The sequence below is a fragment of the Paenibacillus sp. NPDC057886 genome (assembly GCF_042796655.1).
Taxonomy (GTDB): Bacteria; Bacillota; Bacilli; order Paenibacillales; family Paenibacillaceae; genus Paenibacillus.
This window is the reverse complement of record NZ_JBHVMZ010000007.1, coordinates 116,111-136,242: the sequence shown is the minus strand read 5'-3', so window position 1 is coordinate 136,242 and position 20,132 is coordinate 116,111. Positions and strand designations below refer to the sequence as shown.

Here is a 20,132-nt window from a genome sequence, read left to right as displayed (position 1 = left end):
AACCACATGTTCAGTGTGATCTCTTGTGCTTAGTATAAAGCCGTGGTACTCTCAATAAAAGTGAATATAATTCAAGATAGCATTCAATAAAATTGAAAGATTAAAGGAGAGCATCGGATGGAATTGCGCCAACTGAATACATTTTGCACGGTTGCAGCAACATTAAATTTCACGAGGGCAGCAGAAGTGCTGAGCTACGTTCCTTCCAACGTCACGATGCAAATTAAAGCATTGGAAGATGAGTTGGGTGTTCGCCTCTTTGATCGGTTGGGCAAGCAACTCGCTCTTACAACTGCGGGCAAACGCTTTTTAACGCATGCCCAAGGCGTACTCGAAAAATTGGACGAAGCTCGTAGTGTTGTCCATGACAATGAAAAACTAAGTGGTACCCTAACGATAAGTGCGAATGAGGTTATCTGCTCCTATCGGCTTCCTCCTGTCTTCCAACGGTTTCGTTCGCAACATCCGGGAGTTCGCCTAATCTTTCGCTCAGTTCCTAATCAAGTGCTCAAGCAAACGTTATTTGAGGGAACCACGGATATCGTTTATATGCTAGACGAACCTATTCGCTCAAGCGGACTTGTCGTGGAATCACTTGCAGAAGAAAATTTCCGTTTGTTAGCAGCTCCAGATCACCCACTTGCTAAGCGAAATATGCTGCAGTTGGAAGATTTTCATGAAGAAGTGTTCCTGACCAATGAAAAGGGTTGTCCATATCGAACGATGTTTGATCGGTCATTTGAGAAAGAGGGCATTGATAGCATCACGTATCTAGAGTTTCAAAGTGCTGAAGCCATTAAACAATGTGCGATCTCGGGAATCGGTATCGGTTTTCTTCCTGAAATTGTTGTACAATCCGAAGTTGAACGCGGAGAACTCGTTGTTCTTCCATGGCTAATTCCGGACTTACAGGTTTATACACAGATGTTGTGGCACAAAGACAAGTGGCTTTCACCCATCATGTTATCTTTCATAGAATCAACAAGGGACGTTTTTCGTTTACAGAATGAGAATAAAACCGTATAGCTTATGTACAAAAGGGGATAAGCTAAATGCAATCAAAACAGGAAAAAATATAAAGACGAAGACCTGAGTTGAACATAAAATAAAAGCAAGTAAACGTCTCCTATAGATAAGTTACGAGTTTCAGGTATGCTCAGTAATTTAATGTTTCTTTGTTTGTCAGATCTACTCAGATGGAATTAATTTATTGTTAGAGGAAATACTTCGTAATTGAAATATTAAACTCCTTAAAATTGATATCAGGTATTGCTAGAAAAAAGTTACTTATAAAGAAGTATTGTTGGAGTTGTTCCAATATCTATCACATAAGAGTAAAGTATTTTGTTGGAGTAGTAGACTCTAATATAGAAATGCGAATAGTGATTCAATCTAATAATATTAGATCTTAACTGAGGCTGTTATCTAATATTAGATAACAGCCTTTTTACTGTGTTATATTTAAGATGAAGATATCCCCGAGACAGCATACAATAACATGCATAAAGATACAAAATGAGTAATGTATTTTTTCTCATTTAATATGACAACGCACAGGTAGTAGTGTGTAGTGTTTTGTGATGTAGCAGTACAACAATTGAATGGGAGCAGGTGCTGCACTCAAGAAAGTCGGTGTGGCACCCACCTCTAATTTCTTTACTAGAGAACATATTTTTTAATTATTTCATTTTTAAAGGAGAATACATAATATGAAAAACTGGAAACGCATGCTCTTGTCTCTAACCATTTCGGTCGGTTTACTCGCATCTGCAGTACCGGCGATGGCAGCTCCGCAAGAGACATCGATAAAGGTGAATGACGAAACGGTTGAATACACGGCGGGTGCACCGATTAACGATAAAGGAACAACACTTGTGCCGCTTCGTTCCACGCTGGATGCGATGGATGTGAAGCTGACGACAGCAACAGATGATACGATTACAGCCGTAGTTAACGGCAAAACGATTACTTTGAAAAGCAAGCTTACACGCATTAATGGCGTAACGTACGCGCCGATCCGTATTGTCGGGGATGCCGCTGGTTATGAAGTTCACTGGGATGCTGCTACGCGCACAGTGCTGCTGGTTTCCAAAGGTGGCGAAACAGAAACTGTTCAAACCGGTGGACGTGGCTTCATGTGGGAAGTCGAAAGTAACGGCAACACTGTATATCTGGTAGGCTCAATGCATATTGCGGATGAAAGCTTTTATCCATTGCGCAAGGAGTTTGAAGAAGCTTTTGCCGAGGCTGATTATCTGGGCGTAGAGATCGATATCAGCAAAGCGGCTGACGAAGCGCAGCAGAAGATTGTTCTGGATCTGGGCTCGTATCAGGATGGCACAACACTGAAAGATCACATCTCCAACGAGACGTATGCCCAGGTGGGAGACATTTTGAAACAAAATGGATTGGAGTCGAATGCACTGGATACCTTTAAGCCTTGGGTAGTGGAGAGTACGTTGGCTAGCCTGAAATCCATGAAAGCCGGTTATGAAGCATCTGCGGGGGTTGACCTTTACTTTATCCAGAAAGCAATCGAGCGCAAACTTCCGGTGATCGAATTGGAATCCTACGAATCCCAATTGGGAATGTTCAATAACTTCTCGAAAGAGTTGCAAGAGAAAACGTTGAAAGCGACATTGGACAATTTTGACGTTCTGGATGATGGCGTGAATCAAATGGCCGAAATGTGGAAAACAGGAAATGACGAGCAACTGCTGAAGCTGACGAACAGCTTCTCTGATGATGAGGAATACAACAAAGCAATGCTTACCGATCGTAACATTGGCATGGCCGACAAGATCGACGGATACCTGAAAAACGGCAAAGGCGAGGAGTATTTCATTGTAGTCGGCGCGGCGCACTACCTGGGCGACCATGGGATTGTGAAGCTGCTGGAGGGTAAAGGGTACAAATTGGAGCGGAAATAATCGTGAAATAATAATTGATTTATTTATCTATCTATTTTGCTTATATATAATAAGAGGAAGCACCGCGCGTCGAGAAAGGTCGAGATAGAAATCTCGACCTTTTTGTTTAGGCTTTAGCCGGTTGAGTGCGTGAAACAAGCGAAACAAAAAAAACACCCGCTATGGACTGCACCCCAATAATTAGACACCATCTAACTATTGGGGTGCAGTTCATTGGACGGGTGGTCATGATTTATGAGGTTAGCCAGTAATGTCCCGAGCCACGGTGTCCAATGACACCAAAATTGATCACATTCTAGGATTTTGACACAAATGTGCCTACATTGTGGAGAGCATATCAAGAAAGACCGTAATTAAATCTGGTTATAACAAATGTCGCTATCCTGTGCTGGAAAATATCCAGTGGGATGAAGATCTGGCTCTTGACAGCGTTGACGTTTGTTGTAATTGTGTCAGGTAGCACCAAGAGAATGACAAATCCAAAGCCTTCCAAGGCATTCCAGTACAGCCGCTGGAATAACGAGTAAAACGCCAAGGTGGTGCGGGGCGGTTACTTCATTGCAAAGCAAGAGTAAAGGCAAACCGATAAAAGGAGCTCCAGATGTTATCATCCGTCAACCTCCTTATATAGTTGAAGTAACCGAGAACCTACGTCATTAATGGAAAATTGCCGCTTAACTGTTCTCATTCCATCTTCCCCAAATTTCCTGGCTCTGTCTGGATTACTTAACAGACTGGTTATATCGGATGAAAGCCTTTTGTTTATGATAGGCGCATTTGCTCCATGATCGCCGAAGTGATATTGAATCAACTGATTTATATTTTTCTTCTGTACAATACCACAATATCCTGCAACGCCTGCAGAAATAACGGGTGTTGCACAAGCCATAGCTTCTAGTGCAACACGACCCGTTCCTATTACGACATCTGCGGCATAGTAAGCGTGTTGGATTCTAGTCATGGGGGGATAAATGATGACAGCTTTTCGACCAAGACGATGATTGACTTTAGCTGCAAGCTGATTCAAGTTAGTACGACGGCGGCCAGGACCGACTAGAACAGCTATAAATTGATGATTATTTTTAGCGATACGTTCTGCTGCTTGGATCACATTTCTAGCTATTGGATATTTATCAGATGAGAATCTTCCAGCGTATACAAGAATTTGAGCAGATGATGGCAAATGAAGGGCCTTTCTCCAGTGATTTTTATTCAACGTAGGACGAAATGTTGTTGTATCAATCCCATTAGGGATCAGCCGGATCTTGTTCATAGGGATTTTATGACTCGCCAGCCATTTGGAGAGCTTGGGTGATACCGCAATTATACGTTTTGATACTCTGGCCGCCGCTAGTAAGGCATCCTCACGATGATAAGTGCCATGTACGGTAACGATCAAAGGAATGTTGTGTTGTTGGGATAAGGCCGCTGCCAGTTCAAATGATTTGGAATCATGGGCGTGAATTAGATTGTATTTTCCATTAGCTATGATCGAAGACAACAAGGATACCTGTTTGGAACTTTTCCCAGTTGGCAGTATATGAAGCGAAACCCTAGCTTTTTTAAATGATTCAGTTAGAGGTCCTCCCTTAGCTGCAACGGCAACCCGAATCCCATGAGTCACTAAATAGCGGGATAAAGAAAGAATATGTTTTTCTGTTCCCCCAATATTCAGCCGCGACACCAACATTAAAATTTTCATTTTCACTCCCCCTAACTACCGAATCTTATCCTTTTCCTGAGTTATAATTATTCATAGAATATGTCTCTAGAGTGATTAAGGCTTCGGACAACTGTCCACAATCAGAACCTAAGCTGGGAGCGTTCTGTAATAAATCAGGGTGGTCATTGCAATTTCCATTTAGAAGATCACGATTTTTTACGGAGGGAAAATTCGAACCTCATTAAACATCATCCAAGTTAAATAAAAAAGCGGGACCTCGATGAAGTACCGCTTCGTTCAATCAGATTCTAATGGCCAAAAACGATTCCGTTCCGTAAACCTACCCTTCTATATGATTTTCGTAACAAACCTAGTTATGCTTAGCCAATGAATATCTCCCATTAGAGCATAGGGATAGTACTACCCAATTCATTATGAAATTAGTGAAAGGCACAATCAAAGCAACTGAACTTACATATAGTAATATCACTTCCTTCCTAAGGGAGGTGATTAGAATGACAATAGCTCAAATCCGTAGATTTGCAAGAAGCAGAGCTCAGATCAGAAAGAGATGTTGAAGGTGTTATTGTTTTTGCAGGGACGCTCTCTCTTATTCTCCGCATCAGAGTTAGGGGAGGGTTTGTACACTGGAGAATCTTTTACAGAAATATGTTCAGCATAGAATTGTGATTAAAGCTAAAAATTCAAATAGTCCTTAATTCATATATCCCCAAAAATTCGTGTTTAGGGGGGACTATTTTAATGAAAATCATAATAAGTTCATTGGACAAATTATTATCCTCACACCTCTTTTGAAAAGCTGCCAATCCAATGAGCATCCTATTATGACCTTTGAAATTTCAAACTTTTTTTAGGACATGTTTTTGTGGTATAACTAGGAACTTTATACGTAGTAGGATGGTGAGAAGTTTACCGAGGATCGATATATTTGCTGTAACCGGCTCAAGCCTGTACTTCTCCAGTCAATCTTGAGATATTGCAATAGGGGGGGTGAATCATATGCTGACAGAAAGACAAAAGCTCGCCAAAGGCACACCATTTGAAACGTGGCTTCACTTGTTCTATGGCGAACTCCCCGGTCCGACAGTTATGATCGTGGCCGGCATCCACGGAAAGGAAGTGGGTAGTATTCGTGCGGCTCAGCAATTGGTTACGCAGCTGAGAAACCAGGAGTTTACAATCAACCGTGGGACTTTGATTATAGTTCCTGTCGCAAACCAACCTGCCTTCAAGAAAAGAGTCCGGGGCAAGCCGGATCTGAATCGTACATTTCCACGCGGCCAGAGCCGAAAAGCTACCCAGGTGATGTCCCGGTCTTTGTTTAGTATCATGCAAAGCTATAAACCAGCCTGGTATCTGGATCTTCATGAAGCAAACGGTTTATCATCGAAAAGCAAATATGTACTCGGTCAAACGTTAATCACGAACCCAGGAAACGCTTCTGTTCCCATAGTCCGGAAGATTATCAAACAAATGAATGAAATTGTTAATCGCCCTTCACATCGGTTTCATATTCGGCTGCGCAAACTTAAAGGCTCTTCCCGTACCGCAGCGGCCGAGCGTATTCACGCCAATGCGGTAACTGTCGAAACAAGCTGGAGCCTGAAAATGAATACAAGGATTGAATATCACATGCAAGTTGTACAACACTTCATAAGGGAAGCTGGTCTGATGTAAATCTTGAATGATGGAATAAATAGAAGAAACAATGAAGCCTATCGGTGAATCGATCATTACCACACTGAGGCTTCTAGGGATGTTTAAGCCGCTAATATCGTGGCTTTTTTTATTTAAGGATAATAAAGCGGCAATATCAGTTCATCCGTACTAAGGTACTAAGGAATTACAACATTACAGCGTAGGGCTTTGATCTTGGAGCAATGATTATGTAACGAAGCCGTTCAAGATCGAACAGCCCCTTTTTCGTATTTATACGACACACTACTTAGCCGCAGGTCAACACAAGAACTTAATCCTGATGAGTGGCTGACTGCAGGGGATTTGAATCTAAATATCATACAAGAGAAGTCACACGAGGCTAGCAAGATGTGAATCTTCAGGATTTTATCATCAAATTCTAATGTTGCTGTAATTCAGCTCTCAGAATAAAAAGCTACATTACATATTGTCAAGCTAAGAAAACATCGAACACTAGGAGGAAAAGCGATTATGAACAAAAAAAGCTGGATCGTGACATTAACTGTTGTTGCAACGCTAGGCAGTGCAAGTGCAGCAGTAGCAGCAGGTGCTTCAAATCAAAGTAAGGCCTATATTGGGACATCAAAAGCAGAGGTCATTGCGCTTCAAAAAGTTTCAGGGGTTAAGGAAGGAATTGAACTTGAACTTAAAAATGAGCATGGGAAGGCATATTACGAGGTAGACATACGTAAAACAAGTTCCCAAAAAGAAGTAGATGTTAAAGTTGACGCGATGACAGGCAAGATCATAACGGTTGAAGAAGATGATAACGAAACAGAGCATCAAGTTATTAATAAAAATAACACCACCAAATCTGGAACAATCATTGCGAAAACTTCTAATCCTTCAGCAGTATCCAAGCAGAGAGCAAGCATTAATGAGGAACAAGCCTCGAAGCTAGCTGTACAAGCTATAAATGGTCAAGTTATTCGCATCAAAAAAGATCTTGATGACGGAGTAAAAAAATATGAAGTGAACATGAAGACAAAAGATGGCATTGCGGAAGTGGAAATTGGAGCTACTAATGGAAAAGTACTCTCCATCGATTATGATGATGAGCATGAAAATCATCATGATAAGGATAACCATGATAAGGATCATCATGATGAAGATGACCATGATGAAGATTGATCTGGAAAAATCGATAAATTCGCTTGATTAAAAAAAGCTGCAACAAATTACAACTGATAATCATTCTACACGCTGAAGAATTAGTACAAAGTTGTGATATCACAAAAATACAAATTTAATAATCACGTTTTATTCACATTTCAGCAATATTGAATGGGCGAAACTAAAGCTGTTGCAAACCACTTGGGTTTAAAGAAGTATGCTTAACCCATTCAAGTATTGCTCGTGAGTAGAAAAGCATTTGTTGGTTACAACAACAATCTCCAATGAATCGTTAACCGGTTTATTTAAAAAAAATTCCCGAAAAAACTTCTATTTTTATAGCTCATTCACGCCCCCCATCAAATACATAGCCAGTAACAACACCGGACTAAGTGACAGGACTCCCAACGATAGTTCTATTCTACTTTTTGATTGAGCCCATAAGGAAGTATGGTCCTTCAACCTAATAAGACAACCTAAATTTGTGTTTAAGGTTGTGCAAGCGAATAATAAATCAAGTTGAAATAATGAAAATGATCATTGCAACCATTATTAACTAACCAAAATGATCGGTCCAACATAATATGTATTTAGATCTCATCACTAAGGAGGGGGAAAATGGGGGACGAGAGTAAACTAAACATATGGGTCATGACAAATGAGTTTGAACCTAGAATTGTTGGAGGACTCGGAATTGTCGCAACCCAGCTCACGATAATGTTGAGCAAACTTGGCGCAAAAGTAACGGTTCTGTGCACCGGGAATTCGGATCGATTAACGATATCTAATACGAATAGCAATTTGCGCATTCTCAGATTCCCAAAAAATTCGAAGTACTTTAATCGAGCCCAGCAATCATTCAAGGCGGAAGCCATCATAAAGACCGCATCCGCTAAGGGGGGAGTCAAGCCTGATATTATTCATGTGCATAGTACGGAATTTGCGGATACTGCCAAGGTAGCAGGTAACCGTTTAAATCTTCCTATCGTCTACACCTGTCATTCATTGGCTTCACAAGGCATTTCTTCGCTTCATGGTAAACAACAGACCACACTGTTAAACATCGCAAATCGAATTATCGTACCGAGCCGATGGCAGGCCAAAGTAACAAAAGGGCTTTATCCTCGAATGGATGGAAAGAAAATGACTATCATCCCTCACGGCGTTGCCCCAGTCCTGAAGGGTTCAAAAATAGGCGCTTCGCACAAATTGCTTTATGTTGGAAGATTGATTCCATCAAAAGGAGTTGAACCCTTAATTAAGGCTGTTGGCCTTTTAGCTCAGGAGAAAAGTAAAGTGCATTTAACTATTGTCGGAAGCGGCAAAGCGAGTTATAGGAACAAACTTCGCACTTTGGCAAAACAAGCTGGGGTCACGAAGCGAATTCGTTGGGCCGAAAAAACCTCACACAAGTCAGTTCAACGGGTGTACCGTTCTTATGGAGCCGTAATTAATCCTAGCAAAAAGGAATCATTCTGCTTGGTAGCACTGGAAGCTATGGCAAACGGCGTTCCGCTTATTTCGACAACATCTGGAGGTATGAAGGAATTTGTGACCCCCCAAAACGCCAAGATTATTCATTCCATTGATAGCATCCATATTGCCCGAGCCATCAAGGAATTTTGGAATAACCCAGAACAATCGAGAAAGCGAACAATCAATGCCCGTACTACTTCAGTCCAGTACAAATGGCCTGGAATAGCCAGAAAATACCTTTCATTATTTTCCGGCCTGAAGCAGGGGAGGCCATAGCATGAGTGAATACTCTTCTACCCATGTTAAAAAGATCGCGAAACAGTTCGGGATCAAAGTAAGTGCACAAAATCGTATTCGTGGAGGAATATATCGAGTTGTAACTCCAGACGGGCGAAAATTCAGCTTGAAGCGCATGACTAAACAGACTGCACGGTTACGCTGGATTGATCGAATGTTAATGCACGTCCAGCGCAATGGTCCACTCCTCGCTTGGCGCAATCCACAAACCCCGGAAGGTCGAAAACCTCATGTAATTTCGCGAAAGGGAGAGATCTTCGTACTGACGCCTTGGATTTCTGGGAGAGAACCTTCTCCACTTTCACTAACGGATATGCGGGCATGTGGTATTGCTTTAGCCAAGTTTCATAAAGCAGGAAAAACCGCGCTTAAGGGGGGGATTTTCCACAGCCAGATTGGGACATGGTATTCCACACTGCATACACGGCAACAATATATTCAAAAAAAGATTGCAAAAGCAAGAGCAAATAGCTTTAGTCGGCCTATTAGTCGATTTATCCAACGGAATGGACCAGAGATTCTGCGTTATGCAAACCAAGCTAAAGCATTGCTACGTAGCAGTGAATATGAGTCTTACCGACAAAGTCCCCGACAAAACGGTGTCTTGTGTCATGGGGATGGGGGGCCGAGTAATTTTATTCTGAATGACAAGGGGACGTACCTTATTGATTTCGAAACTGTACATGTCGATCTACGCGCTTATGATTTATATCGGGTTATTTATAATTCCTGCAAAGATTACCGATGGGATTTTTCGATCGCAAAAGCAATTTTGGATGGTTACCGCGAGGTAACGAACCTGAAAAAAACGGATTATAAGCTTATTCGTGTCTGGTTGCGCTTTCCGTTTACGACGTATTTAGTGCTTTGCCCCTTCAAGAGATTTCCGTTTACAGAAAGTCGGCTAAAGTGGGCACTTGATAGTGAGCGGAGAATCAGCTCATTTCTGCAAAAATTAGAGGAATATGAAACGAGGCATTGATCTACACAACGACAATAAAGAGGCCCGGAACGATCTTAGCTAAACAAATACTTGCCAAGTCAAAACAGGGAATAAGGACAAAGCATAATGATGGTGAATATATCCAATAATCTTTATTTGTAAACAAGTACAGTACACATTTATGCTACCGGCTCTAAGGCAGCAAAAAACGCTACCTAAGAGCTGGTAACACACGGGTGCTGGAGCTAGTCAGTGGGATACTAAAGGGAATATATAATGTGATGAAAATGCTCCTTGGCCAAGTTTCCTGAGTTATTCATGGAAGCGGTTGATGCGATTCACTCTGAAGCAGTAAGAATGAAAGAGATGACAGAACAGCTTTTACTTCTTGCAAAACCCGATCGGCATTGGGAAATATCGCCGGTCAAGATTGACTTGTGTCCTTGGATGGAGCAAATTGTAGCTGGATTTCACCGAGCCTATAACAGGGAAATTCAAATCGAAGTCTCTTCGTATGAACCGATTCAGATATATACTGATGCTGATAAACTGCGTGTTTGACCGATTCTATCGTGTTGATAAGGCGCGGAGCAGAGGGGAAGAGCCTGTCGGTGGGGCGGGTCTAGGTCTCTCATTGGCCAAGGAAATATCGGAGGCCATGGGCGTTAAGATCGCTCTCACTAGTAAAGAGGGAGTGGGCACAACGGTCACCATTGAATTTCCTGTTACGAAAGAAATAGCGAGTTTGAACTCCTAATGCAGTCCGAATATAATTTTCGCAAGAGAAACGAGGTGAGACTATGGGGATTTTAAAAAGGCGAAGGGGTTGCATTTTGGTCGGTATAACCCTGCTTGTATTGTGCATATTTGCCTTCGTGCTGCTGTCGCATGTGAATAATAAACCCCCTATTATCGTTAGAAGCAGCTAAACAAGATGTATTGAAACAATACGATGGCAAAATAATGGATGCAACGCTGAATGGGGATAATTATGTCATTTTGCTCAAATCAAAAACAGGTCTCTATGAACTCACTGTAGCGTCTGATGGTTCCGGCATTACCTCTATTCACAGCATTGAACATTATGATTGAAATATCTATTTACAAATATTAGAAGAACAATTAAAATAAATGTAAGCGTTTTTAAAGTTAAAGCGCTTTAACTTTAAGGTGGAGGTGGTTGTGTCTCGCGAGTATCGAATCATTGTTTCTCCATCAAGATGCTGCACTGAATTTTCGGCTTAAAGGTTATGTCATGGATCAAGACCCATTTGGACCTAAAAAGGAGCGTAATTTTATGAGGAAAAATAGGAGATTTTCGTTTAGCAGCAAGGCTGTTATGATGTGTTGCCTCGCTTTTCTTCTGATTCCGACGGGCTTTGCTTTCGCCTCTCCAAACAAGCCGTTTCCGCAGCACACGACATATGCCAGCGGTTCGATCAAGCCTAACCATGTTACGCAAAGTGCGATGGACAGCTCCGTTAAAGCGAAATGGGACAGCTGGAAATCAGCTTATCTGAAGACGGCGGGCACAGGCAAGTATTATGTGAAGTATCAGTCCAACGGGGATACCGTATCTGAGGCACATGGGTACGGAATGCTGGCAACGGTCCTAATGGCTGGTTATGACAGCAATGCGCAGACCTATTTCGACGGACTTTATCAATATTATAAGGCTCATCCGAGTACCAACAATTCGAAACTGATGGCATGGAAACAAAATAGCAGCTTCCAGAACATTGAAGGCGCCGACTCGGCCACGGATGGAGACATGGACATTGCTTATTCGCTCCTGCTTGCGGACAAGCAGTGGGGTAGCAGCGGCAGTATCAACTACCTTCAGGCCGGCAAGGACATCATCAATGCCATTATGCAAAGTGACGTAAATCAGTCCCAATGGACGCTGCGTCTTGGCGACTGGGCAACGGACAACACCTTCAAAAATGCTACTCGTCCATCGGACTTTATGCTGAATCACTTGAAGGCGTTCCAGGCAGCAACGGGTGATGCCAGATGGGCGAACGTGATCGACAAAACCTATACCATTATCAATTCCTTATACAACGGGTACAGCTCATCAACCGGATTGCTTCCAGACTTCGTCGTTCTGTCTGGCTCGACGTACAAGCCAGCTTCAGCCAATTTTCTGGAAGGGGCGAACGACGGCAGCTACGATTACAACTCATGCCGTACGCCTTGGCGGATCGCAACGGATTATCTGATGACTGGTGACAGCCGGGCGCTCAATCAGCTCAATCAAATGAATAGCTGGATCTCAACCAAAGTAAGCGGCAACCCTAGCAACGTAAAAGATGGTTATAAACTCAACGGCACGGTTACAGGTTCCGGCGGCAGCGGCGCGTTCTATGCACCGTTTGGTGTCAGCGCTATGACCTCGTCCGCGAACCAAAACTGGCTGAATTCCGTCTGGACCAAAACGGCCGGCAGCTCAAATGAAGGCTACTATGAAGACAGCATCAAGCTGTTCTCCATGATCGTGATGTCGGGCAACTGGTGGACATACTAAACGACTTATGATCCATTGATTGCTCAAATTTCCAGCAGGCGGGGAGATTAGCTCCCTGCCTGCTTTTTTTATGGAAGGAGAGTGAGGAGAATGTATTTAATGATTGATTTGAGCAAAGCGATAAAGATGGGTATTGCCTATACAACGAAAAACCGCCATATCTCAGGAAATCCTGGGACATGGCAGTTTCGTATAAGATTATAGAATCCATCAATATCAGCGATGCTGAACCATTCTATCATTGTAGGAAAAACAATATTTTAATTCGGTCTGCTTCTGTAAAAATACGTCGATAGACGTTTTTCTTATGGCATCAGGAAGATTGGATCATAGCCGAATTATTATGCATTCGCTGTAGTTTCAGTAAAAAACTGCGGCAAATATTCCTTGTTGGCTTCAAGCATTTCATCCAGCATCTGAATCGCCACTTCGACCGAAGGGATCAGAGGATGATGGGCCAATGCCTGTATGGCCAATCCACGATCGCCGGTCACGGCTGCATCGATGGCGAGGCGCTCATAGGTTTTAACCGCATGGATCAGTCCGACGGCCATAGGAGGAACCTTGGTTAGCGGCAGGGGCAGCGGGCCGGTTTTGGTGACGACGCAGTTGACTTCTATGCTGGCATCATCCGGCAGGAAATCAATAATGCCTTGATTGGCTACATTTAACGTCTGAATATCATTCGTTCCGTTGTAGAGTGAGCGCATCAGGTTCACGGCTGCTTCGGAATAGAAGGCGCCGCCCCGCTGTTCCAGCTGTTTCGGTTTATCTTTCAGGTCCGGGTCATTATAAAGCTCGAACAGTTCTTCTTCGACGCGTTTAACCATTTCCGCACGGTTGCCGCCTTTTTGTAAGGATTCCAGCTGCTCTTCGAGCATGGCATCGGTCATATAAAAGTATTTCAGATAGTAAGAAGGCAGGGCATGCAGGGATTGCAAGAATTCCGGATTCCATTCCCGTGCAGGCACGTTCTTCGCGCTGTAACCGGCCGTATCGGCCAGCATGTCATCCAGTTTGTCTTCTCCGTTCACATCAATACGCGTAATCCAGTGGAGATGGTTCAAGCCGACAAACTCGGCATAGATGCGGTCCGCCTTTACGCCGTACCTGGCCGAAGTCTGCTTGATCAGGCCGATCGGTGCATTACAGAGACCAATGCTTTTAACGTTGGAATACTTCAGAATGGCTTCCGTGACCATACCCGCCGGATTCGTAAAGTTCAGCAACCAGGCATTAGGAGCGAGTTCTTCGATATCACGGCAGATATCAAGCAGGACCGGAATTGTCCGCAGCGCCTTCATCATGCCTCCCGGACCGGTGGTTTCCTGACCGATGACGCCATATTTCAGGGGGATGGATTCATCGCGGCCACGGGCGTCAAGCATGCCGACACGCATTTGAGTGCTGACGAAGTCCGCACCCTTGATGGCTTCGCGGCGGTCGAACGTCAAATGTACCTCAATGGGGAGACCGGATTTCTCCACCATGCGTTTGGCCAGGTTGCCGACAATATTCAGTTTGCGCTGTCCCGGCTCAATATCGACCAACCACAGCTCGCGTACCGGAAGCTCGGCATGGTGAAGGATGAACCCTTCAATGAGCTCCGGAGTATAGGAAGATCCACCGCCGATTACCGCTATTTTCAGTCCTTGTTCATATGCCATTTTTGCACACTCCAGTCTTTTAAGAATTTTTTATGATGACAGTGTTTATAGACGTTTATCTTGTGGTTTGCTTAATATGTTCGAAGTCGCGGAAGGCCCGCATTTTGTCATATACATCCTGGCTTATCGCATGTCTGTCCGCATCCATAGCCGACCATAAGGCACCGACAACAGGCTCGGTGGCCAACGTTACGATGGTCGCATTCGGGGCAATGGTTGCGACAGCCTGTTCAACCTTGCTGCGAATCCAGCCGCGATCTCCCCTTGTTAGCAGACTTCCTGCCAGTACCACGTCAAAGGTGTCCTTTTCCATTCCAAGTTTGTGGATAACCGCAGCCGCTGATTTGCCAAGCTCGACGCCCTGGCGGTTCAGAATTTCCAGAGCAACAGCATCGTCCGCTGCGGCAGCTTCAAACAGCAGCTTCGCTGCATGAACAGGCACATGCTTGCCGTGATCTTGAAAGTCATCGAACATGTCGCTGACACTGTCATACCCAAGGAAGTTCAGAAGCAGGGGAGTCAGGAGCGTTGTCTGCTCACGGCCGTCCCAAGAACGGATGACAGAGCGGAACACCTCAATATTGAGGGAACCGCCACCGCCGAAATCACCGTACATATAATCAAAACCGCCGACCTGAATATGTTCTCCTGCCGGATTACGGCCTGCGGAGTTGGTGCCTGTGCCGCAGATCAACGCGACACCGTAAGGCCGGTTCGTGCCTGCGCGCAGGCCGATCATGGTGTCACAGTTAATCGAGTAATTCTGGGTAAATCCGATTTCCTGAACCAGAGGGTGCAGAATTCGGTAATCAGCCTCCCGATCTGCGCCTGCAAGCCCGAAGTAGGTGTGCGAGATTTCATGAATCCGCAGTCCTGCCTCGTTTAGGGCTCCTTCTGCAGCTTCCCGTATGCTTTGCGCGGCCAAGGCGCGGTCAATCTGGTGATTGCCGTTGCCGCCTACGCCTTTACCAAGCACATTGCCGCAGTCATCGGTCAGCAGGGCGTATGTTTTTGTTCCTCCCCCATCGATTCCCAAGTAGTAACTCAATGGTCGTCACTCCTATATATAAGGTTATATTTTTTATCCGGTCGTGTCTTCTTTTGGTGATCCAGTAGATTCTCTCACGATGAGTTCAGGGTCGATCCTTACATTAGCCCCGCGTTTCATCGTACCGTCCATGCGTTTCAGCAGCATATCCGCTGCAGCAATCCCAATGCGGTCGGCAGGCTGACGGACCGTTGTCAGATGGGGATGCAGTTTGGATGAAATATACTGATCGTCATAGCCAACGATAGCTACCTGTTCAGGCACCTTGATGCCTTCTTCCATGAGGGCGTTCACGACCCCAAGTGCGATATGGTCATCGCCTGCGAACACCGCGGAAGGGAGGCGTCCCTCACGCAGCCATTTGCGGCAGATGTCATAACCAAAATCGATTTCGAAATCACCCGTGATCATGTCAAACGGAGCCAGATCTTTTTCCTTAAGTGCCTGCAGAAAACCGCTGCGGCGTTCCCTCGTACTGCGGAACATGTTTTGTCCGCTTAAGTGCGCGATGGAGGTATGACCGAGATCAAGCAGATGCTTCGCAGCGGCATAGCCGCCTTTGTAGTTATCGATCGTTACCGAAAAGGTATCATTCTCCGGCTTCTGATTGTCGATGAGGACATAAGGAATATTGCGCCGCTTCAGTTCCACAATGTAGTTATCTTCTTCCATCGGCGAGAGCAGAATAAGACCGTCCACTCGGTCCTCCTGGATCAGGTAATGGGTTTCATCGGAGCCAATGCCGGTAGAGACCGAAACGGCAAGAAAATAGCCGTGAAGTGCAAGCACTTCGTTCAGCTCTTTAACGACGGTGTCGAAGAAGGAATCCTGAAGAGTGGTCATGATCAAACCGACGATTCCTGTCTTACCGCGGGCTAGACTCCGCGCAGCAGCGTTGGGGTGGTAGTCGAGCTCCTTTATAGCCTCCAGAACCTTTTGCCTATTTTTCTCTCGCACGGATTCGGCACCGTTTAAGACGCGAGAGACCGTTACGACGGACAGCCCTGATTTCTTTGCAACATCAAATATACTAACCTTCATTTGTTTATTCTCCTTGCGGCAGATTTTCCGTACTTTATATTGACTTAACATTAGTATACATGTACGGAGGCTTAGCCGCGAAGCAAATTTAATAGATGCACCGCCCCTTGTGGGACGGCACAATGTCTAGCGTTAACGGTTGATAATTTCCATGACTTTTTTCTGAATCGTAGGCATTACTTCTTCAACGGTACTGTGTCCGGTATCGATCGGCTGCATCTCGTTGATGAACATGTCGTTGATCTGAGAATAGTGGGTGATCAGGTGGTTATAGGACTCAAATCCGTATTCCACAGCGCCTTCGTAAACCTTCTTCACATCTGCCGCATCGATGCCATCAAAATGTTTGTAGTAGGTTTCGGCTGCTTTCGTATTTACAGGAGGATTGCCACCGCTCAGGTCGATGGATTTTTCCTGAATCTCGTCGCTGACGAGATACTTAATCCATTCAAAAGCTTCCTTCGGATGTTTGGAGCCCTTCAGAATCAAGAGTGGATCGACGAACAGCACACTGCGGACCTTGTCATTGCCGCCGGCAGGCACTGCAGCCACGCCAACCTTGAAAGGGAAGTCATTGGAGCCCGCAAGGCTCCATGAGCCGCTGACGGTCATACCCACCTTGCCGGTTACGAATGCATCGCCATTTTGCCCTGCTACGCTTTTGCTCCATTCCGTTGTCGGAGACACTTTATCTTTTAAGATCAAGTTGAACAGCTTGTTATAGGCTGCGATGACTTCGGGCGAATCGAAATGAGTCTCGGATGGTACGCCGCCGTTGGTCCAGGTATCCTGGGAGTAGGGTTCAGCTCCGAAATAGAGCGGGCGCATATCGCGCTCGGACCATGTGAAGTCAACGCCATATTGGGTTTTGGCAATATCATTGGATACATGCGTCATTTTCTTCGCGTCTTCGACCATTTTGTCAAACGTCCAGCTCTTGTCCTCGTAATCGCTTGGAGGATAAGGAACGTTGGCAGCGTCGAACATGTCTTTGTTGTAGAGCATCAGAGAGACGTACATGTTGACCGGGATACCGTAGACATGGTCTTTGACGGTGTAGATTTTCATCAGATCATCCGGGATGTTGTAGTCGGATGCTTTAAATCCGTCTTCCTTTATCATGTCGTTCATGTCGAGCAGCATGTCTTTGTTGTAATACTCCGCAAAACCGCCGTAGCCATAGTGGCTTGTGACGTCAGGAGATTTGCCTCCGGCAATCAGCGTTTGGAGTTTACTGTCGAACTGCTCGTAAGGAGCTTTCTCGATTTTCACCTTAATATTCGGATGTTGGGCTTCAAAATCCGGAACCAGCTTTTCAATAAAGGTGCGATCCTCGGAATCGATGGTGTAGTGCGTTATAGTGACTTGCCCCCCTGAGGAGCCGGATTTAGCGCTATCGCCATCGTTACCGGGTACAACATCTCCCGCTGATTTGCCGCCGCTACAGCCGGACAATGCCAATACGACGAGCATGCTGGTCGCAAGCAAAAGTGTAAAAGACTTTTTGATCCTTATCGTTTTCATGAACTACAGTCCCCCATATATTCAAGTTTTTTGCCGCCCCTGCGGCGGAGCTTTTACTTGATGCCTGTAAGTACAATTCCTTCCACAAACCGCTTCTGGGCTATCGCAAACAGAGTCACGATCGGCAGCATGGCGAGCACAGAGGCAACCATGAGCAGATGCCACGGCGGAATTCGGAAACGCGAAGATGTGAAGGAAGACATACCGACCGGAAGCGTAAACTTATCCGATGAGCTTAAATAGAGCACAGGTGTCAGAAGATCGTTCCAGCTGTAGATGAAGGCAAAGATCGCAACGGTTGCAAGTGCCGGACCGGACAGCGGCAAAGCGATTTGTCTCCACATCCGGAACTCGCTGCAGCCATCGATTCGTCCGGCGTCAAACAGCTCATCCGGCAGCGTGGAAAAGAACTGTCGCAGCAAAAAGATGTTGTATGCCGAACCAAAAAACGCAGGGACAATCAGCGGCAGGAAGGTATCGATCCAGTTCAGCTTGGAAAAGAGAATGAACTGTGGGATCATAATTGCCGGATATGGAAGCATCATGGTGCTGAGCATGAGCATGAACCACAGGTTGCTGCCCTTGCCCCGATATCTGGCGAAGCCATAGCCTGCAAGCGCCGACGAAAACAGGGTGCCAACAACGGTCAAAATGCCGATTATGAGACTGTTCATATACATTTGACCGAAGTTCAGCGTGTCGAAAATTTCTCTGTAGTTACTCCACTGCCAGGACTCCGGCAGAAAGGTCGGAGGAAACGTCAGCAGTTCCTTCTTCGATTTCAGGGAGGTCGAGACCATGAAAAACAAAGGGAGGAGCATGAGAAAGGTGGTGACCACCAGGGCAATGAAGCTGGCAATGCTAACCGCATCGATTTTGCGCCGGCGTTTATTCACAGAAGGTGAAGCCCCTGGTCCGGCAGTCGGAATCGTACTCATTTGCGTCCGCCTCCTTCATAGTGAACATAACGGTTTGAGAGTTTAATAATGAGCGCCGTAAACGCCATGACGACGATCAGTAGCACCCACGCGAGTGCCGAGGAGTAGCCCGCTCTGTATTCCTTGAAGGCGCTGGTGTACAGGTTGTAAACGTAGAACCAGGTCGAGTAGTTTGGACCCCCTTGGGTCATTACATATGCCTGTGTGAATACCTGGAAGGAATCAATGACGCCCATAATCAGCTGGAACAAAAGTACCGGTGAAATCATGGGCAGCGTCACATTCAGGAAAATTCGGAAGCGTCCCGCGCCGTCAAGCCTGGCGGCTTCCACGAGACTTGAAGGAACGCCCTGAAGACCCGCAAGGAACAGAATCATGCCTGAGCCCACCGTCCAGAAGGACATAATCATCAGAGCGTAAAGCGCATAATCGGGGCTCATGAGCCAGGCTGGGCCGCTAATGCCGAACCAGGACAGCACGTAATTGAACAGACCGATCGATGGGTTGAAAATCCAGTACCACAGCAAGGACATGGCGACGCCGGATACCATGCTCGGAAAATACATGGCCGTGCGAAAAAACCCGCGAAACGGTATTTTCGCATTGAGCAGGAGAGCAAATCCAAGTGCCAGCAGCAGCTGGATCGGTACACTGATAAATGTGTAGCGCACCGTTACGACAACAGATTTCCAGAACAGGTCATTTTGAAACATTTCTTTGTAATTCGCGAGTCCGACATATTTCGGCGGGTGGATAATGTCATAGTCCGTGAAGCTGTAATAAAGGGATGACAGAATCGGATACAAGGCAAACACCAAGAAACCGATAAGCCATGGAGAGATGAAGAGGTACATGTAAAATGTCTGCCGCCGGCTTTCGCGATGGGTCACATAAACACCAACCTTTCTATTTGATATAAAGTTATAACGCTTTAACTTTCGGAATTGAATTTCTCCAAAATAAAAAGGTTTCATATGATGTTATGTAATCGAAAGTTAAAGTGCTTTAACTTTATTATCCGGACTGATGAGATTATCATAGTGGATGGTTTCTCAATTATCAACCCTTTTTTTGGATGTTTGTAAGCGCTGCCTTTATTGACGCTTCGGAAGTTCTCTCAAAACGCCTGACAAAGGCTGATATAGAAAGGTTTGGGGCGGATTTTAAAGTGTTCAGAAATTACGAAATTTCTTGAGAGAATTTTTCGCGAAAGGACTTGATAGCCTCGTTTGAAAAACTAGAAATG

General features: G+C 45.1%; 18 protein-coding genes. 10 read left to right on the top strand and 8 right to left on the bottom strand.

Annotated features, from left to right (window positions below; translation table 11 throughout):
• Positions 1–117 precede the first annotated feature (117 nt).
• Positions 118–1,026 carry a LysR family transcriptional regulator gene (locus ACFVQB_RS23595; protein WP_379444852.1) on the top strand — a complete coding sequence of 303 codons (909 nt, stop codon included), beginning with the start codon at positions 118–120 and terminating at the stop codon, positions 1,024–1,026.
• 683 nt (positions 1,027–1,709) lie between these two features.
• Positions 1,710–2,930 (top strand): TraB/GumN family protein, encoded by a 1,221-nt coding sequence (locus tag ACFVQB_RS23590; protein ID WP_379444848.1) that lies wholly within the window; start codon positions 1,710–1,712, stop codon positions 2,928–2,930.
• Positions 2,931–3,382: 452 nt separating this feature from the next.
• Here the strand turns inward: ACFVQB_RS23590 and ACFVQB_RS23585 are convergent, their stop codons facing one another.
• A complete protein-coding gene (locus ACFVQB_RS23585; RefSeq protein ID WP_379444844.1) occupies positions 3,383–3,541 on the bottom strand; it encodes a hypothetical protein in 159 nt (52 codons plus the stop codon).
• Entirely contained in the window at positions 3,538–4,632 is a 1,095-nt protein-coding gene (locus ACFVQB_RS23580; RefSeq protein WP_379444841.1) for a glycosyltransferase, read from the bottom strand. Before ACFVQB_RS23580 ends, ACFVQB_RS23585 begins: the two co-directional genes overlap by 4 nt.
• Positions 4,633–5,613: 981 nt before the next feature.
• On the opposite strand from ACFVQB_RS23580, the gene ACFVQB_RS23575 reads away from it, so the two are divergent.
• The 8 genes from ACFVQB_RS23575 (at position 5,614) to ACFVQB_RS23540 (ending at position 12,668) form a co-directional block, all read left to right on the top strand.
• Positions 5,614–6,291: a M14 family metallopeptidase gene (locus tag ACFVQB_RS23575; RefSeq protein WP_379444839.1), complete on the top strand. Its 678-nt coding sequence runs from the start codon at positions 5,614–5,616 to the stop codon at positions 6,289–6,291.
• Between the two features lie 492 nt (positions 6,292–6,783).
• On the top strand, positions 6,784–7,443 hold the full coding sequence (locus ACFVQB_RS23570) for a PepSY domain-containing protein (protein WP_379444834.1): 660 nt from the start codon (positions 6,784–6,786) through the stop codon (positions 7,441–7,443).
• A gap of 600 nt (positions 7,444–8,043) precedes the next feature.
• Positions 8,044–9,177 (top strand): glycosyltransferase family 4 protein, encoded by a 1,134-nt coding sequence (locus ACFVQB_RS23565; RefSeq protein WP_379444830.1) that lies wholly within the window; start codon positions 8,044–8,046, stop codon positions 9,175–9,177.
• A 1-nt stretch (position 9,178) separates the two neighbouring features.
• Positions 9,179–10,180, top strand: a complete 1,002-nt coding sequence (locus ACFVQB_RS23560) for a phosphotransferase (RefSeq protein ID WP_379444826.1) — start codon at positions 9,179–9,181, stop codon at positions 10,178–10,180.
• A 279-nt stretch (positions 10,181–10,459) separates the two neighbouring features.
• Positions 10,460–10,702, top strand: coding sequence for an ATP-binding protein (locus ACFVQB_RS23555; RefSeq protein WP_379445525.1), 243 nt, complete (start codon positions 10,460–10,462; stop codon positions 10,700–10,702).
• Positions 10,656–10,898, top strand: coding sequence for an ATP-binding protein (locus ACFVQB_RS23550; protein ID WP_379444822.1), 243 nt, complete (start codon positions 10,656–10,658; stop codon positions 10,896–10,898). Before ACFVQB_RS23555 ends, ACFVQB_RS23550 begins: the two co-directional genes overlap by 47 nt.
• Positions 10,899–11,104: 206 nt before the next feature.
• Positions 11,105–11,233: a hypothetical protein gene (locus ACFVQB_RS23545; RefSeq protein ID WP_379444820.1), complete on the top strand. Its 129-nt coding sequence runs from the start codon at positions 11,105–11,107 to the stop codon at positions 11,231–11,233.
• 205 nt (positions 11,234–11,438) lie between these two features.
• Positions 11,439–12,668 (top strand): family 8 glycosyl hydrolase, encoded by a 1,230-nt coding sequence (locus ACFVQB_RS23540; RefSeq protein ID WP_379444818.1) that lies wholly within the window; start codon positions 11,439–11,441, stop codon positions 12,666–12,668.
• A gap of 341 nt (positions 12,669–13,009) precedes the next feature.
• On the opposite strand, the gene ACFVQB_RS23535 is transcribed toward ACFVQB_RS23540, so the two are convergent.
• From ACFVQB_RS23535 to ACFVQB_RS23510, 6 genes are all read right to left on the bottom strand, one after another.
• Positions 13,010–14,335: a 6-phospho-beta-glucosidase gene (locus tag ACFVQB_RS23535; RefSeq protein ID WP_379444816.1), complete on the bottom strand. Its 1,326-nt coding sequence runs from the start codon at positions 14,333–14,335 to the stop codon at positions 13,010–13,012.
• A 55-nt stretch (positions 14,336–14,390) separates the two neighbouring features.
• Positions 14,391–15,383 (bottom strand): N-acetylglucosamine kinase, encoded by a 993-nt coding sequence (locus ACFVQB_RS23530; protein WP_379444814.1) that lies wholly within the window; start codon positions 15,381–15,383, stop codon positions 14,391–14,393.
• Between the two features lie 33 nt (positions 15,384–15,416).
• On the bottom strand, positions 15,417–16,424 hold the full coding sequence (locus tag ACFVQB_RS23525) for a LacI family DNA-binding transcriptional regulator (RefSeq protein WP_379444811.1): 1,008 nt from the start codon (positions 16,422–16,424) through the stop codon (positions 15,417–15,419).
• Between the two features lie 132 nt (positions 16,425–16,556).
• Positions 16,557–17,948, bottom strand: a complete 1,392-nt coding sequence (locus ACFVQB_RS23520; protein WP_379444809.1) for an ABC transporter substrate-binding protein — start codon at positions 17,946–17,948, stop codon at positions 16,557–16,559.
• Between the two features lie 53 nt (positions 17,949–18,001).
• Positions 18,002–18,886: a carbohydrate ABC transporter permease gene (locus ACFVQB_RS23515; RefSeq protein ID WP_053779694.1), complete on the bottom strand. Its 885-nt coding sequence runs from the start codon at positions 18,884–18,886 to the stop codon at positions 18,002–18,004.
• Positions 18,883–19,740, bottom strand: a complete 858-nt coding sequence (locus tag ACFVQB_RS23510) for a carbohydrate ABC transporter permease (protein ID WP_379445487.1) — start codon at positions 19,738–19,740, stop codon at positions 18,883–18,885. Before ACFVQB_RS23510 ends, ACFVQB_RS23515 begins: the two co-directional genes overlap by 4 nt.
• Positions 19,741–20,132: the final 392 nt, after the last annotated feature.